Source organism: Kitasatospora sp. NPDC002522 (genome assembly GCF_053595195.1).
Window position 1 is genome coordinate 16017 of the sequence record NZ_JBSFXE010000041.1, and the last position, 14773, is coordinate 30789.

Sequence of the window (14773 nt, forward strand, 5' to 3'; positions counted from 1 at the left end):
GGGTTCGGTGCACACCGTTTCGGGGTGGGGTGGGTCAGTTGTCGCCCTTGCGTTCGCCCAGGGTGACGGTGGTCTTGGCGGTCTTTCCGTCGCGGGTGTACTCGACGTCGACCTTCTCGCCGGGCTTGTGGGTCCAGATCTCGGAGACCAGGGTCGGGCCGCTGTCGATGGTGATGCCACCGAGCTTGGTGATCACGTCGCCGGGCTTGAGGCCGGCCTGGTCGGCGGGGCCGCCGGCGGTGACGGGGGCGGTGCCCTGGACGGCGGCGGTCTGGATCTGGGCGCCGTCGCCCTTGTAGTCGTCGTTGCGCAGGACGCCGAGGATCGCGTAGACGGGCGTGCCGTCCTTGATCAGGGTCTGGGCGACCCACTTGGCCTGGTTGATCGGGATGGCGAAGCCGAGTCCGATCGAGCCGGCCCGGCCGCTGCCGCTGGTGTTGGACTGGATGGCCGAGTTGATGCCGATCACCGCGCCGGAGCCGTTGAGCAGCGGGCCGCCGGAGTTGCCGGGGTTGATCGAGGCGTCGGTCTGCAGGGCGTTCATGTAGGACGCCTGGGCACCGGTCTCGTCGCCGGAGGCGACCGGGCGGTCCTTGGCGCTGATGATGCCGGTGGTGACGGTGCCTTCGAGGCCGTACGGGGCGCCGATCGCGATGGTGGCGTCGCCGATCGCGACCTTGTCGGAGTCGCCGAGCGGCAGCGGGACCAGCTTGCCGGTGGGCGGGTTGTCGAGGCGGATCACCGCGACGTCGTAGCCCTGGGCACGGCCGACCACGGACGCGGTGTACGAGGAGCCGTCGGAGAACTTGACGGTGAGCTTGCCGCCGTTGGCGGCGGGGGCGACCACGTGGTTGTTGGTCAGGATGTGGCCCTCGGTGTCGAAGACGAACCCGGTGCCGGTGCCGGACTCCGAGGAGCCCTGCGCCTTGATGGTGACGGTGGACGGCAGCGCCTTCGCGGCGATCCCGGCGACCGACTCCGGCGAGCGGTCGTTGGTCTTCTGGTTGTCGCCGACCGTGACGGTGGTGCTGGAGTGGCTGGCGCCGGTGTTGGAGCTGCCGCCGTCCTTGTCGGTGACGGCCGCGCCGACCAGCCCGCCGGCCAGGCCCGCCACCAGGGCGACGGCCGCGACCAGGGCGATCATCCCGCCGCGCTTCTTGCCCTTGCCGGGCTGCGGCGCACCCGCGCCCCACTCCGGACCCGGACCGCCGGGCACGCCCGCGTCGCCGCCGGACGGGTACGCCCAGCCGCCGACCGGCTGGCCGGCGCCGAACGGGTGGTGCGACTGCCCCTCGGCACCGCCCGGGACGCCCGCCGGAGAACCGGAACCCTCCGGTGCGGCAAACGGGTTGCCGGCGGCCACCGGCGCGACCTGCGGGGCATCCGCAGCAACCGGCGCGACCGGAGCTCCCGCAGGGCCTGTCCCCTCCGCCGGAACGGAGCCCTCGGCGGACCGAGCGAACGGGTTGGTCGGCGCGGCCGGCGAGCCGTACGGGTTCTGGAACGGCGCCGGACCGTCCACCACGGTCTCCGGCGCCTTCCCGAGCTGGATCGTGTCGTCGGCAGCCGGAGCAGCAGGCGCAGCCGGCAGCACCGGCGGCGGAGCGTCCAGGTAGGCGGGCGCGTCGCCCCGGTGATCGTGGCCGGGCGCGGGAGCGGAAGCTACCGCCTCGGTGCCGGTGGGCCGGGGCCCCTCCTCCGGCGGGGTGGTACCACTCGCGTGCTCGGTGCTCACGGACGACCTCCATCGCTGACAGAACTTCGGGCCGCGACCCGGTTCGGGACTTGGCACCACGGTCGCCGCGTCCTGGCGCGGCGACCTCGGAAGACAGTTTTTCCTATGCCGGATTCGGATGCCGTAAGCGGGCCCCTGAAGAATCCATGAGAAGCCTTAGGTCGCCCTGACATGCACACCCGGTACAGGTCCGCCGGCACCGGATCCCTCCGGGAAAGCCACCCCTGGCCTTGGCGTTCTCCCGCCCGGAGGCTAGCCTGTCGCTCCTGTAAACCGAAGACATCGCGGGAGCTTGGACCAACCAGGCTGAGAGTGCGCTGGATCGACCGTAGGCCATGGCGGTGACGCCGGGTCGGGTCGAGGGGGCGCTGACCGCCGGAACCTGTCCGGGTAATGCCGGCGTAGGGAGTATCGGCCATGACGGCTGTTCCGTCTGCCCCAATTTCCGATCTTGCGGCGTCCGCGCGGGCCGAGGCCCCGCTGACCCTCGACACCGCGCCTCCGCGCACCCTCGACTTCCGGGCGCTCTTCGCGCTCTGGGCGAACCTCGGGGTGAGCCTGATCGGCTTCACCAGTGCCGCCACGGTGCTCGGCGCGCAGGGCGAGGAGCTGGGCTTCTCGGCCGCGGCGACCGCGATCGTGGCGGGTACCGCGATCGGCACCGCGATGCTGGCGGTGGCGGCGCTGATCGGCGCCCGGACCGGCGCCCCGGCGATGGCGGTGCTGCGCGGCCTGTTCGGCACCCGGCTGTCGTACGTGCCGACGGTGCTGAACATCCTCCAGTGCGTCGGCTGGGGCGTGTACGAGCTGACGGTGATCGCCTGGGGCGCGCAGACGGTGGCGGGCACCGAGGGCTGGCGGTGGCTGTTCGTGCTGCTGGCCGGGGTGCTGACCACGGTGCTGACGATCTGGCCGCTGGGCGCGATCGCGGTGCTGCGCAAGTACGTGGCCGTCGCGGTGGGCGTGGCGATGGTGTACTTCACGGCGCAGTTCGCCCGGCACGGCTTCCCCGACCCGGGGGCGGGCAACTGGCACGGCTTCCTGAAGGCGACCGACGCGGTGATCGCGGTGTCGATCTCCTTCGTGCCGCTGGCCGCGGACTACACCCGGCATGCGCGCGGCTCGGCGAAGGCGTTCTGGGGGACGTTCTCCGGCTACACGGTGGCCCAGGTGTGGTGCTACCTGCTGGGCGTGGTGGCGCTGCTGCAGTCCGGCGGCGACCCGGAGAAGATCCTCGGCTCGTTCACCGGCGTGGCGGCGGGCTGGGCGTTCCTGCTGGTGCTGGTGCTGCGGGAGACCGACCAGTCCTTCGCCAACGTGTACTCGACCGCGATGTCGATCCACAACCTGCTGCCGAGGGTGGACCGGCGGGTGCTGACCGGCGGGATCGGCGTGCTGGTGACGCTGCTGGCGCTGCAGATCAAGGAGTTCACCGACTCCTACTACGCCTTCCTGGGCCTGATCGGCTCGGTCTTCGTGCCGCTGTTCGCGGTGCTGGCGGTGGACTACTTCCTCGGCGCGGGCCGGCGCGGCTGGAACCTGGCGCAGGACGCACCGTCCCGCTGGGTGATGCTGCTGCCGTGGGTGCTGGGCTTCGCGACCTACCAGTTCCTGGCGCCGACCGCGATCGCCGGCTGGTGGACGGACCTGTGGGCGAACGTCCAGCAGGCGGTGCACTTCACCCCGCAGGCGTGGAGCTCGGCCTCGCTGTTCTCCTTCCTGGTCGCGGCGCTGGCCACCGGCGCGGTGTCGGCGCTGGAGCGCCCGGTAGCGGCAAAGCAGGCGTAGGCGGAGCAGGCACAGCAGGCGTAGGCACACGGCAGGCGCAGGTAGAGCACGCGCAGGCCGAGCAGGCGTAGGGCCGACGGGTGTTCACCCGGTGGTCGCCGTGGCGGCGGCCGGGCGACATCCGGCCCCGCGTAGGGTGGTTGGCGTGAACGCCCAGCACAACGCCACCGCCGCCCTCGCCGCCCCGCTCGACCGCACGGCGGTCAAGGTCATCGCCCACCGGGGTTCCTCGGCGGCGCTGCCGGAGCACACCGAGGAGGCGTACCGGCGGGCGCTGGAGGAGGGCGCGGACGGGCTGGAGTGCGACGTCCGGCTGACCTCCGACGGGCAGTTGGTGTGCGTGCACGACCGCACGGTGGCGCGGACCTCGGACGGCCAGGGCGTGGTGTCGACGATGACGCTGGCCCAGCTGTCCGCGCTGGACTTCGGCTCGTGGAAGTCGCCCGCGGACCCGACGCCCAGTGGGATCCTCACGCTGGAGCGGCTGTTGGAGCTGGTCGCGGACTCGGGGCGGCGGGTGGAGCTGGCGATCGAGACCAAGCACCCGGTGCGCTACGCGGGCCGGGTGGAGGCCGAACTGCTGCGGATGCTGGACCGGTTCGGGCTGCTGCCGGCCACGCCGGAGGACTCGACGGTGCGGGTGATGAGCTTCTCCGAGCTCGCGCTGCACCGGGTCCGGCGGGCCGCGCCGGCGGTGCCGCGGGTGTACCTGTGGGAGCGCCGGCTGCCGGTGCTGGGACGGACCCGGGCGCTGCCGGGCGGCGCGGCGATCGCCGGTCCGGGCATCGACCTGGTGCGCCGCGACCCCGGTCTGGTGACGGCGCTGCGCCGGGCCGGCCACCCGGTGCACGTGTGGACGGTGGACCGCCCGGAGGACGTCGAACTCTGCCTGGAGCTGGGCGTGGAGGCGCTGATCACCAACCGCCCGGCCGAGGTACGGGCGCAGCTCGGCCGCTGAGCACCCCAGCGGAGCCGGACACCGGACGCACCGGTGGCCCGGATTGCGTGTCGGTAAATACCGAACGGGGTATTTCCCGACGCCCTTTCCTACGGGGGCGGCATGACAACGCAACGTGAGACGTAGCTCACCTTTCGCCCACCGTGCGTGGTGATGCCGTTAATGCCCCCACCGGATCGTCGAACGCCCGTTTCCGATGCATTAAGCGCGGGCATCCATCCCTCGGCAGATGCTGAAGGAGGTCCGGGGGTGGCGTTGATGGTGGCGCGAGCTGTGCCAGTTCAGGCCGGGTCGACCTCATCCGCGATGGCCGTTCCACATGGTCCGGCCAGCGTCTCGGTGGCGCGGCGAAGGCTGCGCAGCGATCTCGGCGACCGTTCGATACCTGATGCGGTGATTGACGACGCGGTGTTGATCCTCTCCGAACTGCTCAGCAATTCCTGTCGGCACGCCAGGCCGCTGGCCGCGGTGGATCACCGGGACGAGCCGGACGAGCCGGACGATCCCGCCGATGATCCGTCAGACGGCGGAACGGTGCTGGTGAGTTGGGAGATGCACGGGGACGGTCTGCTGACGCTGGAGGTGACCGACGGCGGGGCGACGACGCGTCCGCTGCCGGGCAGTCCGTCGGTGACGGCGCACGGCGGTCGGGGCCTGAGCATCGTCGGGAAGCTGGCCAGGGACTGGGGCGTGCGGCACGCACCCGGTCAGGTGACGGTGTGGGCGGAACTGCCCGCGTTCGGGCAGGTGGTGGGCGGCGGGCACCGGCGCAGCGCCTGAGCGGGAGGCCCGGGGCGAAGTAGGCTGCGCGGTGCAACGTCCGCCGTTCCCGGGAGAGCCGCACCATGGCCAAGAAGGCCGCGAAGAAGCAGCCCAGCCAGTCCACCGTCGTCGAGGGCGAGGTGCCGGTCGTCGGAGCGCGCGAGGCGTGCCCGTGCGGCTCGGGCCGCCGTTACAAGGCCTGCCACGGGCGTCAGGCCGCCCACGCGGTGCAGGAGTTGGTGCACCGCCCGTTCGAGGGGCTGCCGGGCGAGGCGGACTGGGTGGCGCTGCGCGAGCTGGTGCCGGCTGCCACGGTGCCGCTGACGCTGGCGGCGGGCGTGGCCGACGAGGCGGTCGGCGAGGTGCCGTCGGTGGTGCTGGCGACGGTGCTGCCGCTGGCCTGGCCGGCGCTGCGTCGCCCGGACGGCTCGATCCTGCTGGGCCTGCAGACCCAGTCGTCCTCCGGTGACCTGAGCCGTGACCTGGCGGACGCCCTGGAGCTGGCGCTGACCACCGAGCCGGGCTCCCCGGTGCCGGCCCGCCGGACCGTGCCGGGCGGCCGTCGCCTGCAGGAACTGCTGGACACCACCGCCGAGTTCACTCCGGCCGTGCACACCGGGTTCGAGTTCTGGCTGGAGGACGCCGACTCGGCGACCGGCGAGGTGGCGGCCTCGCTGGAGCGGGCCAACGCCTCGGCGATCCCGACCGAGAAGCTGGCGGGCGTGGACTCCGCGTACTGGTGCGGCACCCCGGACAAGAACCACCTGCGCTGGGTGATGACCGTCCCGGAGGAGCAGCTGCTGGACGCGCTGGCCCGGCTGTCGGCGGCGGGCGAGAGCTCGCTGGGCGAGGGCACCAAGCTGGTCGGCTCGTTCCGGGCGCACGGCCTGACCGTGCCGGTGTGGGACCTGCCGCTGGAGGTGACCGCCGCGGACGTGGAGAAGCCGGCCGCCGAGTTCGCCGCCCGCCTGGCCGAGGTGCTGGCCGCGCCGGCGCCGCTGACCGCGGAGGAGCGCCGGGCCCGGGCGAACCTGGTGAGCCGTCAGGTCACCCTGAACTGACCGGAAGTGAGCCGCGTCACAGGGGAATCTGACCCCGTCGAAATCCCAAGAGCCTTTCGGCGTGGACAAATTGGCGCGGAGCCGGATCTTTGTTACTGTTTGAACAGTCCGACCGCTGGTGCATCCCCCGTCGCCAGCGGTCGGGCTTTTTTCTGCCCGCTCAGCGGTGCGGCAGGGCGACCGCGCTGGCGGTGATCAGCCCGCCGAGCAGCGTCCCGACCTGCGGCAGCCACGGCTCGTCCTCGATCGGGCGGCGCACCCAGTGCACCGCGCCGGAGCCGGTCCGCGCGGGCGGCAGCACCAGGTAGCCGCCGGGCCCGTGGTAGCGCAGCACCCCCGGCACCCAGGGCCGTTCGGCGAGCAGCGCGCCGAGTTCGGGCAGCGTGTACGGGGCGGTGAGCAGCACGTAGCGGTTGGCGGTGCCGAGCACCGGACCGCAGGGGACGCCGATCTCGTCGAGGTGGCGCAGCAGCCACGGGCCGGCCGGGCGGGGCAGGCTGACGGCTCCGAGGGCGCGGCCGGTGGCGACCAGCACCGGGGCGCCGGGGGCGCGGCGCTCCCACCAGTAGCGGATCATCCGGACGTCGGTGGTGGCGGCTTCCAGCGACGGGTCGTCGGGGTGGGCGCCGGGCGTCGGGCAGGCCCGGTCGGCGCAGGAGCACGGTCCGGCGGCGCCGCGCAGCGCGCGGGCGCCGGGGACGACCGGCCAGCCGCGGCCGGTGGCGGCCTCCAGGGCGGCGCTCAGGGCGAGGGCCCGGACCCGCCGTCGCCCGGGCAGTAGCCGGGTCACCCGCTCGGACAACTGGCCTCGGCCGGTGGGGCGCATGGCGGCTCGTTCCTTTCCGCATCGGGTGAGCGAGGGCGGGGGAGGCGGCCGGCGGCGAACACCGGGCCCTGGAACGAGAATCCCCCATACGTCCGGATGGACGCGGGTCGGCGGGCCGTGGTTCCACCGTACGAGTGAGTGCGGTCCGGCCCGGGTGGCACCTCGGCGGCCTGCGCATACGATCCCTGGCACCGCCCGGCCCGCCCGCTCCTGGACATGCCCCGATCGGCCTGTGTACAAGTGGGGGAATCGTGCCGAGTAGTGAGTAAAGACATCGTTTCGGTCGGTCTGGGGGTCCTGCGTGACACGTTCCGGATTGTGGGGAGTTGCGACATGACCGACATCCAGCCGCTGATGTCCGAGCCGGCACTGGCCGAGCTCGGCGCGGTCGGGGCGCCGGCGGCCGGTCTGCAGGACCGTTTGGCCGGATGGCTGTCCGATTTCACCAATCTGCAGGAGCACCTGGAACTGCTGGCCCGGGCCGACGGGCTGGACGGGACGCTGGACGCGCTGCTCGACTCCGGCGCGGCGCTGCTCGGCGCGCGGCGCGGCCTGGTGGTCACGGTGCGGCCGGGGCCGGCCCGCACGCTGGCCCGACCGGTCGGGCTGGGTCTGGACCGGGCGATGCTCGGCGCGCTGGAGACCGTCCCGGTGGAGCACGGCCCGTTCGCCGGGCTGCTCAGCCAGGGCGCGGAGTCCGGGCGGCTGCTGATCGCCGACCTGGCCGCCGACCCGGCGGTCGAGCCGCGCTTCCGCGAGGTCGCCGCCCAGCTCGGCCTGGGCGCCTGCTACGCGCTGCCGCTGCGCACCGAGCGCGAGGGCGCGCTGGGCGCCGCGGTGTGGTTCTACGACGAGCCGGGCCGGCCGGACCAGCGCCGCCGTCATCTGGTGCGCCGCTTCTGCGAGTTCGCCGCGCCGCTACTGGCCAGGGAGCTGGCGGCGGACCGGGCGGTGCGGGCCACCGCGGCGCTGCGGCGTTCGCTGCTGCCGGACCACCTGCCGTCCCCGGCGGGGCTGCGGATCGCCGCCCGCTGCGTGCCCGCGGCGCTGGACCGGGCGGCGGGCAGCGACTGGTACGACGCGATCGCGCTGCCCGACGACACGCTGGGGCTGACCGTGGGCAGCGTGCTCGGCGGCGGTCCGGGTGCGGGACCGGGTGCGGGGGCGGGCGCGGCGGCCGCGATGGGCCGGGTGCGGGCGGCGCTGCGCGCCTACGCGGTGCTGGAGGGCGAGGACCCGGTCTCCGTCCTCGGCGACCTGGAGCTGCTGCTGAAGACCACCGAGCCGACCCGGTCGGCGACCGCTGTGTACGCCTGCGTCGACCCGGTGGAGCGGCGGATCTCGCTGGCCGGGGCGGCGAACTGCCCGCCGGTGCTGCTCACCCGGTTCGGCGCCAACTTCGTGGAGACCTCGTTGTCCGCGCCGCTGGGCATGCTGAGCTGTTGGGAGGCGCCCGGGGTGGAGCTGACCGCGGAGCGCGGCGACCTGCTGGTGCTGTACACCGAGGGCCTGGCCCGCCGGTTCGGGCCGACGCTGCACGCCGGGCAGGCGGCGCTGCGCCGGGCCGCCGCGGACGCGCCGCGGGACGTCCGGCTCGACCCGGAGCGGTTGTGCACGCACCTGTTGGTGGAGGCGGGCGGCGAGGAGCCGGGCGAGGACGACCTGGTGCTGCTGGTCGTCCGCTTCGAGTAGCACCCCACCAGGGGTCGAACGGCCTTTCTCCACTCGAACAGCCCTACGTACGATGGGGGCGACGTCCGCCCCTCGTGTCCCGCGATCCGGGACGAGTGGGGCGGCACTACGCGCAAGGAGGCGACGTACGTGACCGAGGACCGCAGCCCGGCGGTGTCCGAGAACCCCGAGGGGTCCGCCGACGGCGAGGAGGAGAAGCCGATCAAGAGCCGCAAGAACGGCCTGTACGGCGAGATCTCCGACGAGCTCGCCGCGTCGATGCGCTCCGGCTGGGCCGACACCGAGCTGCACGGCCTGCAGCCGGTCGCGCAGGCCCCCTACGCGGCCGAGCGGCGCGCCAAGCTGTCCGCCGCCTTCCCGGGCGAGCGCCTGGTGGTCCCGGCGGGCAACCTGCGGGTGCGCGCCAACGACACCGAGTACACCTTCCGCGCCGCCACCGAGTTCGTGCACCTGACCGGCAACCAGACCGAGGACGCCCTGCTGGTGGCCGAGCCGGTCGACGGCGGCCACGAGTTCGCGCTCTACCTGCTGCCCCGCTCGGACCGCGAGAACGGCGAGTTCTGGCTCAGCGGCCAGGGCGAGCTGTGGGTCGGCCGCCGGCACTCGCTCACCGAGGCCGGCGAGCTCTACGGCCTGCCCGTCCGCGACGTCCGCAAGGCCGCCGAGGAGCTGGCCGCGCAGAGCGTCCCGACCCGGATCGTGCGCGGCTACGACGCCGCGCTGGAGGCCGCCCTGGCCGAGCAGCTCGACTCCGAGAAGGACGACGAGCTGAAGGTCTTCCTGTCCGGGCTGCGCCTGGTCAAGGACGCGTGGGAGATCGGCGAGCTGCGCGCCGCCTGCGACTCCACCGTCAACGGCTTCACCGACGTGGTGCGCGAGCTCGGCCAGGCCGTCGCCACCTCGGAGCGCTGGATCGAGGGCACCTTCTGGCGCCGCGCCCGGGTCGAGGGCAACGACGTCGGCTACGGCTCCATCTGCGCGGCCGGCCCGCACGCCACCACCCTGCACTGGGTGCGCAACGACGGCGACGTCCGCCCGGGCGAGCTGCTGCTGCTGGACGCCGGCGTGGAGACCCACACCCTCTACACCGCCGACGTCACCCGCACCCTGCCGATCAACGGCCGGTTCACCCCGCTCCAGCGCCGGATCTACGACGCGGTGTACGACGCCCAGGAGGCCGGCATCGCCGCGGTCAAGCCGGGCGGCCGGTTCCGCGACTTCCACGACGCCGCGCAGCGGGTGCTCGCCGAGCGCCTGCTGGAGTGGGGCCTGCTCGACGCCTCGGTCTACGACGTGGAGAAGGTGCTGGAGCTCGGCCTGCAGCGCCGCTGGACCCTGCACGGCACCGGCCACATGCTCGGCCTCGACGTGCACGACTGCGCGCACGCCCGCCGCGAGGACTACGTCGACTCGCTGCTGGAGCCCGGCGTGGTGCTGACCGTGGAGCCCGGCCTGTACTTCCAGGCCGACGACCTGACCGTCCCCGAGGAGTACCGCGGCATCGGCGTGCGGATCGAGGACGACATCCTGGTCACCGCCGACGGCAACGAGAACCTGTCGGCGGGCCTGCCCCGGCAGGCCGACGAGGTCGAGGCGTGGATGGCCTCCCTCACCGCCTGACCCGGCGTCACGCCCGCTGCCCCCGGCCGGAGTTCCGGCCGGGGGCGGCGGCGTGTCAGGAGGCCGTCAGGTCGGTGATCCGCTCGCCGACGTACCGGACGCCGTTCGGCGCCCGGGGGTCGGCCACCCCGGCCCGCGGCGTCACCACCACCGCCGGGTGCTGGCCGGCCGGCACCGCGAACGCCAGCCGGAAGGTCACCGTGCGGCTGGCGCCGGGGGCGAGCGCGAAGGCCGCGGCGGCGCTGGCGGGGTCGCCGTGGGAGGAGTCGGCGGGCAGCCGGGTCCAGGTCGACCCGTCCAGCCGCTCCGCGGTCACCGCGCCCTGCGCCGTGCCGGCCGCGACCAGCAGCTCCGGCCGGACGGCGCGGTAGTCGGTCGGGCTGTAGTTGGTGTAGGTGACGGTGAAGGTCTGCGGGGCGGTGCCGCCCTTGGTGTCGAGCGCGGCCGGCAGGTCGGTGGTGACCTTGACGTCCCGGGCGCCGGCGATGCCTCCGCTCCGGGCGCTGACGTCGAGGCTCTGCGCCAGCGCGGCCAGGTCGTCCTGGTAGTCGGCCTTCATCCCGGCGGCGACCAGGTAGACCATCTCCCCCGGGAAGCCCCACACCTTGAGGTCCACGGCCGAGCCGTCGCCGCAGTCGACGTGCCAGCCGACCTGCTCGGCGTACCGGCTGCCGAGCTTGACCACCGAGCGCTGCGGCGCCTGCTGCTGCTTGGCGCGGGCCGCCGCGGGCATCGGGTGCGGGTTGCCCCAGACCGGGCAGGCCGGCAGCTGCTGCCAGCCGGCCGCCGACTCCAGGGCCTGCTCGTTCGGCCAGTCCACGGCGCCCTGACCGCCGGCGCCCAGGACGACCAGCCGCACGCCGTACGGCAGGCAGTCGCCGACCGGCTTGCCGGAGCCGCCGGGGCTCAGCACGCACAGCGAGTTGACCGGGCTCTGGTCCGGCACGCTCCAGCCGGTCGGCAGGGTGAAGCCGACGTCCTTGAAGACCCGGTGCGAGCCGAGCGGCGGGGCACCGCTCCCCGGCTCGACCGCGTCCGCGGAGTCCTCCGTCGAGGCGTCGGCGGCGGCGCCGACGTCCGGGGCGGGGGTCGGTGCGGCCTCGGACGCGCTCGGGCTGGGCGACGCGGTGACGCCGGCGACCGGACCGGTGTCGTGCTCGGCCGCCGGGCGGGCGCTGTCGGCGCTCAGGTAGGCGGTCAGCGAGGCCGCCAGGGCGAGCAGCGGGGCGACGACCAGCACCACCGGGCGCAGGTGCCGGGGGCGGCGGCGCAGCGGCGGCATCGGGCGCAGGTGCTGCGGGGTGACCTGCTCGGCCCGGGCGGCGAGCGCCGCGCGCAGGAGTTGCTCGACCGGGCGCTCGGCCTTGTGGTCCTCGCTCATCAGGCCTTCTCCAGGTGCTTCTCCAGGGCGTCCAGGGCCCGGCTGGCGGTCGACTTCACGGTGCCCCGGGACAGCCCGAGGGTCTCGGCGATCTGTGCCTCGGACAGGTCCGACCAGTAGCGCAGCACCAGCACCTCGCGTTGCCGCCGGGTCAGTTCGCCGAGGGCGGCGAGGACCCGGCGGTGCTCGTCGCCGAGCACCGCGCGGTCCTCGGCGGAGGGCTCGTCGGCCTCGTGCGGGGGGACGTAGGCGCGGGCGGTGCGGCGGCGGCGCAGCACCGAGCGGGCGCCGTTGACCACCGAGGTGCGCAGGTAGCCGAGGGCGTTGTCCAGGTCGTCCAGCCGGTCGCCGTACTTGCGGTACAGCTCGGTGAAGGCGTCCTGGACGACGTCCTCGGCGATGTCGTGGTGGTCCACCAGCAGGACCGCCAGCCGGACGAGTTGCAGCCGGTGGGCGTGGTACAGGCCGGTTAGGGTGGGTCGTTCGCCGTCGGCGGCGCGGCCGCCGGCCAGCACGCGCAGTCCGGGTCCGGCGGGTGCGGCCGGTTCCGGTTCGGGCGCGGTGTCGCGCACGCCGAGCAGCGCGGTCATGACGCCCCGGAACAGGCCGCGCGCCAGGCGGGCCGCCGGTGGCGTGATCGCCATCGCCATCGTGGTCTTCCGTCCCCCCTGGGGGCGGCGGGACGCTCCTTCCCGCCGCCGGTTCGGTGTTGGTGACGCAGGATCAGGCGGCGCGGTTCGGGGTGATCGCACCCCGCACCCGCCGCCCGGGTGGAACCGACTCACCGCGACCGGCTGCAGGTCCCGGCAGGTCCGGACGGACCGTCAGACGGTCCGGCGCCGGTGACGCCGGCCCCAGCCGGAGCGGAGCATGACGACATTCTTCGCAAAACGGGTATCGGTGGACGCGGCCATCGCAGGTTCCCCCTAGGAGTGGAATCGGTGGAGTCGAGGCCAGGGCCGGGAGCGGGTTCTCCCCGAGTCCGCTCCGCCGGCTCTCACCCGGATAGACGTCCATCCTCCCGGGGGGTTGCGAGTCAGTTCCAAGCATTTTTCGCGGACCGCCGGAGCTACACTCACCGCGAACCGCGCACCACCTTCTGGCCGCATCTGGAGCACCGCATGGCCGCGCCCGTGTCCGTCGTCATCGGCAGCCGCCCGGCGCCCGTGCACACCGTCGCGCTGTACGCCTTCGCGGGCATGGCCCCGTTCGAACTCGGCGTGGTGGTCGAGGTGTTCGCGCTCGCCCGGCCCGAGCTGGCCGGGCTGCTGGCGGCGCCCTGGTACGACGTCAAGGTCTGCGCGGAGCGGCCCGGGCACCCGCTGGAGGCGGTCGGCGGCTTCTCGCTGACGCCCCGTCACGGCCTGGACGAGCTGGCCGCCGCGGACACCGTGGTGGTCGCCGGCGTGCCCGACCCGTACCGCGGGGCGCCCGACCCGCTGGTGGCGGCGCTGCGCACCGCGTACCGGCGGGGTGCGCGGATCGTCTCGATCTGCTCGGGCGCCTTCGCACTGGCCGCCGCCGGACTGCTGGACGGCCGGCCCGCCACCACCCACTGGCGGTACGCCGAGCTGCTGCGCAGCCGCCACCCGGCGGTGCTGGTCGACCCGGACGTGCTGTACGTGGACGACGGCCAGGTGCTGACCAGTGCGGGCAGCGCCGCCGGGATCGACCTGTGCCTGCACCTGGTGCGGCTCGACCACGGCGCGAAGGTGGCCAACACGGTGGCCCGCCGCTTCGTGGTGCCGCCGCACCGGGACGGCGGGCAGGCGCAGTTCATCGAGGCGGCGGTCCGTCCGGTGGCCGAGCCGGAGGACGGGGTGGCCCGTTCGATGCGCTGGGCGCTGGAGCACCTGGCCCGGCCGCTGACCGTGCCGCTGCTGGCCCGGGCGGCGGGCATGTCGGACCGCTCCTACCTGCGGCACTTCACCGCCCGCAACGGCGTCAGCCCGATGCGCTGGGTGGCCACCCAGCGCATCGCGGCCAGCCTGCCGCTGCTCGAGTCGGCGGAGGGCAGCGTCGAGGAGATCGCCGCGGCGGTCGGCTTCGAGTCCGCGGCGACCTTCCGGCACCACTTCGGGCGCACCATGCGCACCTCGCCGACCGCCTACCGGCGCACCTTCGGCGACTCCGCCGCCTGAGCGGCGTCCCGAGCCGCCGTCGGTTCACCCGTCAGGACTGCTCGTGGCGGTCCGCGTTGGCGTGGATCGCGTCGCGCAGCCACGCGGCGAGGCCCGGGGCGAGCTTCTCGTAGGTGGCGGTGAACCGCGGGTCGGCGACGTACATGTCGCCGAGGCAGCGGTGCATCGGGTGCGCGCACTCGTAGAAGTTCAGGCCGATGTGCTGCCGGTGCCGTTCGGCGGCGTCCATCGCCTCCGGGCTGTCGGCGGCCGCGCCGGCGGTGAACGCCGCCACCAGGGCGTCGTTGATGCCGTCGGCCTCCTGCTTGATCCGCTCCCAGTCCGCCTTGGTGTAGCGGCTGGTCTTCTGCCGGGACTGCTCCCAGGCGGCGGTGTCGCCCCAGCGCTGCTCGGCCTCGTCCTCCCAGCTCTCCTGGTAGTCCTCGCCGAACACCTCGAACTTCTCCTCCGGGGTCAGCTGAATGCCCATGGTCCTTGCCTCCATCGCTCGTTCGACCGCCGCGGCGAGTTCCTCGAGTTTCCTGATCCGGCCGCCGATCAGTTCGCGCTGCCGGCGCAGGTGCTCGCTCGGGCTGACCGAGCGGTCGTCCAGGATCGCCGCGATCTCCTCCAGCGGGAAGCCGAGTTCGCGATAGAACAGGATCTGCTGCAGCCGGTCGACCTCCGTGTCGTTGTAGCGCCGGTAGCCGGCCGGGGTGCGGCCGCCGGGTGACAGCAGCCCGATCTCGTCGTAGTGGTGCAGGGTGCGCACGGTCACCTTGGCGAGGGTGGCGAGCTGTCCCACCGTGTATCCGCTCATCGCGTTCCTC

General features: G+C 73.9%; 12 protein-coding genes. 7 read left to right on the forward strand and 5 right to left on the reverse strand.

The window, feature by feature from the left end; genetic code table 11:
* Nucleotides 1-34: 34 nt before the first annotated feature.
* On the reverse strand, nt 35-1735 hold the full coding sequence (locus tag ACWD4U_RS28055) for a trypsin-like peptidase domain-containing protein (RefSeq protein WP_363458779.1): 1701 nt from the start codon (nt 1733-1735) through the stop codon (nt 35-37).
* A 417-nt stretch (nt 1736-2152) separates the two neighbouring features.
* Here ACWD4U_RS28055 and ACWD4U_RS28060 point away from each other — a divergent pair, with 417 nt between their 5' ends.
* From ACWD4U_RS28060 to ACWD4U_RS28075, 4 genes are all read left to right on the forward strand, one after another.
* Nucleotides 2153-3523 (forward strand): purine-cytosine permease family protein, encoded by a 1371-nt coding sequence (locus tag ACWD4U_RS28060; RefSeq protein ID WP_363458777.1) that lies wholly within the window; start codon nt 2153-2155, stop codon nt 3521-3523.
* Between the two features lie 145 nt (nt 3524-3668).
* The gene (locus ACWD4U_RS28065) at nt 3669-4481 is read left to right on the forward strand and encodes a glycerophosphodiester phosphodiesterase (RefSeq protein ID WP_363458775.1); all 813 of its coding nucleotides are present in this window, start codon (nt 3669-3671) and stop codon (nt 4479-4481) included.
* A gap of 258 nt (nt 4482-4739) precedes the next feature.
* On the forward strand, nt 4740-5261 hold the full coding sequence (locus ACWD4U_RS28070; protein ID WP_363458801.1) for an ATP-binding protein: 522 nt from the start codon (nt 4740-4742) through the stop codon (nt 5259-5261).
* A gap of 65 nt (nt 5262-5326) precedes the next feature.
* Nucleotides 5327-6304 carry a DUF5926 family protein gene (locus tag ACWD4U_RS28075; protein WP_363458773.1) on the forward strand — a complete coding sequence of 326 codons (978 nt, stop codon included), beginning with the start codon at nt 5327-5329 and terminating at the stop codon, nt 6302-6304.
* 160 nt (nt 6305-6464) lie between these two features.
* On the opposite strand, the gene ACWD4U_RS28080 is transcribed toward ACWD4U_RS28075, so the two are convergent.
* Complete coding sequence (locus ACWD4U_RS28080) at nt 6465-7130, reverse strand: bifunctional DNA primase/polymerase (RefSeq protein WP_363458772.1); 666 nt, start codon at nt 7128-7130, stop codon at nt 6465-6467.
* A 333-nt stretch (nt 7131-7463) separates the two neighbouring features.
* On the opposite strand from ACWD4U_RS28080, the gene ACWD4U_RS28085 reads away from it, so the two are divergent.
* Entirely contained in the window at nt 7464-8822 is a 1359-nt protein-coding gene (locus ACWD4U_RS28085; protein WP_363458771.1) for a PP2C family protein-serine/threonine phosphatase, read from the forward strand.
* 129 nt (nt 8823-8951) lie between these two features.
* Nucleotides 8952-10442: an aminopeptidase P family protein gene (locus tag ACWD4U_RS28090; protein WP_363458769.1), complete on the forward strand. Its 1491-nt coding sequence runs from the start codon at nt 8952-8954 to the stop codon at nt 10440-10442.
* 55 nt (nt 10443-10497) lie between these two features.
* Here ACWD4U_RS28090 and ACWD4U_RS28095 read toward each other — a convergent pair whose 3' ends face one another.
* Nucleotides 10498-11823: a hypothetical protein gene (locus ACWD4U_RS28095; protein ID WP_363458767.1), complete on the reverse strand. Its 1326-nt coding sequence runs from the start codon at nt 11821-11823 to the stop codon at nt 10498-10500.
* A complete protein-coding gene (locus ACWD4U_RS28100; RefSeq protein WP_363458765.1) occupies nt 11823-12467 on the reverse strand; it encodes an RNA polymerase sigma factor in 645 nt (214 codons plus the stop codon). The genes ACWD4U_RS28095 and ACWD4U_RS28100 overlap by 1 nt, the downstream gene beginning before the upstream one ends.
* A 477-nt stretch (nt 12468-12944) precedes the next feature.
* On the opposite strand from ACWD4U_RS28100, the gene ACWD4U_RS28105 reads away from it, so the two are divergent.
* Entirely contained in the window at nt 12945-13964 is a 1020-nt protein-coding gene (locus ACWD4U_RS28105) for a helix-turn-helix domain-containing protein (protein WP_363458763.1), read from the forward strand.
* Between the two features lie 31 nt (nt 13965-13995).
* Here ACWD4U_RS28105 and ACWD4U_RS28110 read toward each other — a convergent pair whose 3' ends face one another.
* Nucleotides 13996-14763 (reverse strand): MerR family transcriptional regulator, encoded by a 768-nt coding sequence (locus tag ACWD4U_RS28110; RefSeq protein ID WP_363458761.1) that lies wholly within the window; start codon nt 14761-14763, stop codon nt 13996-13998.
* Nucleotides 14764-14773 lie beyond the last annotated feature (10 nt).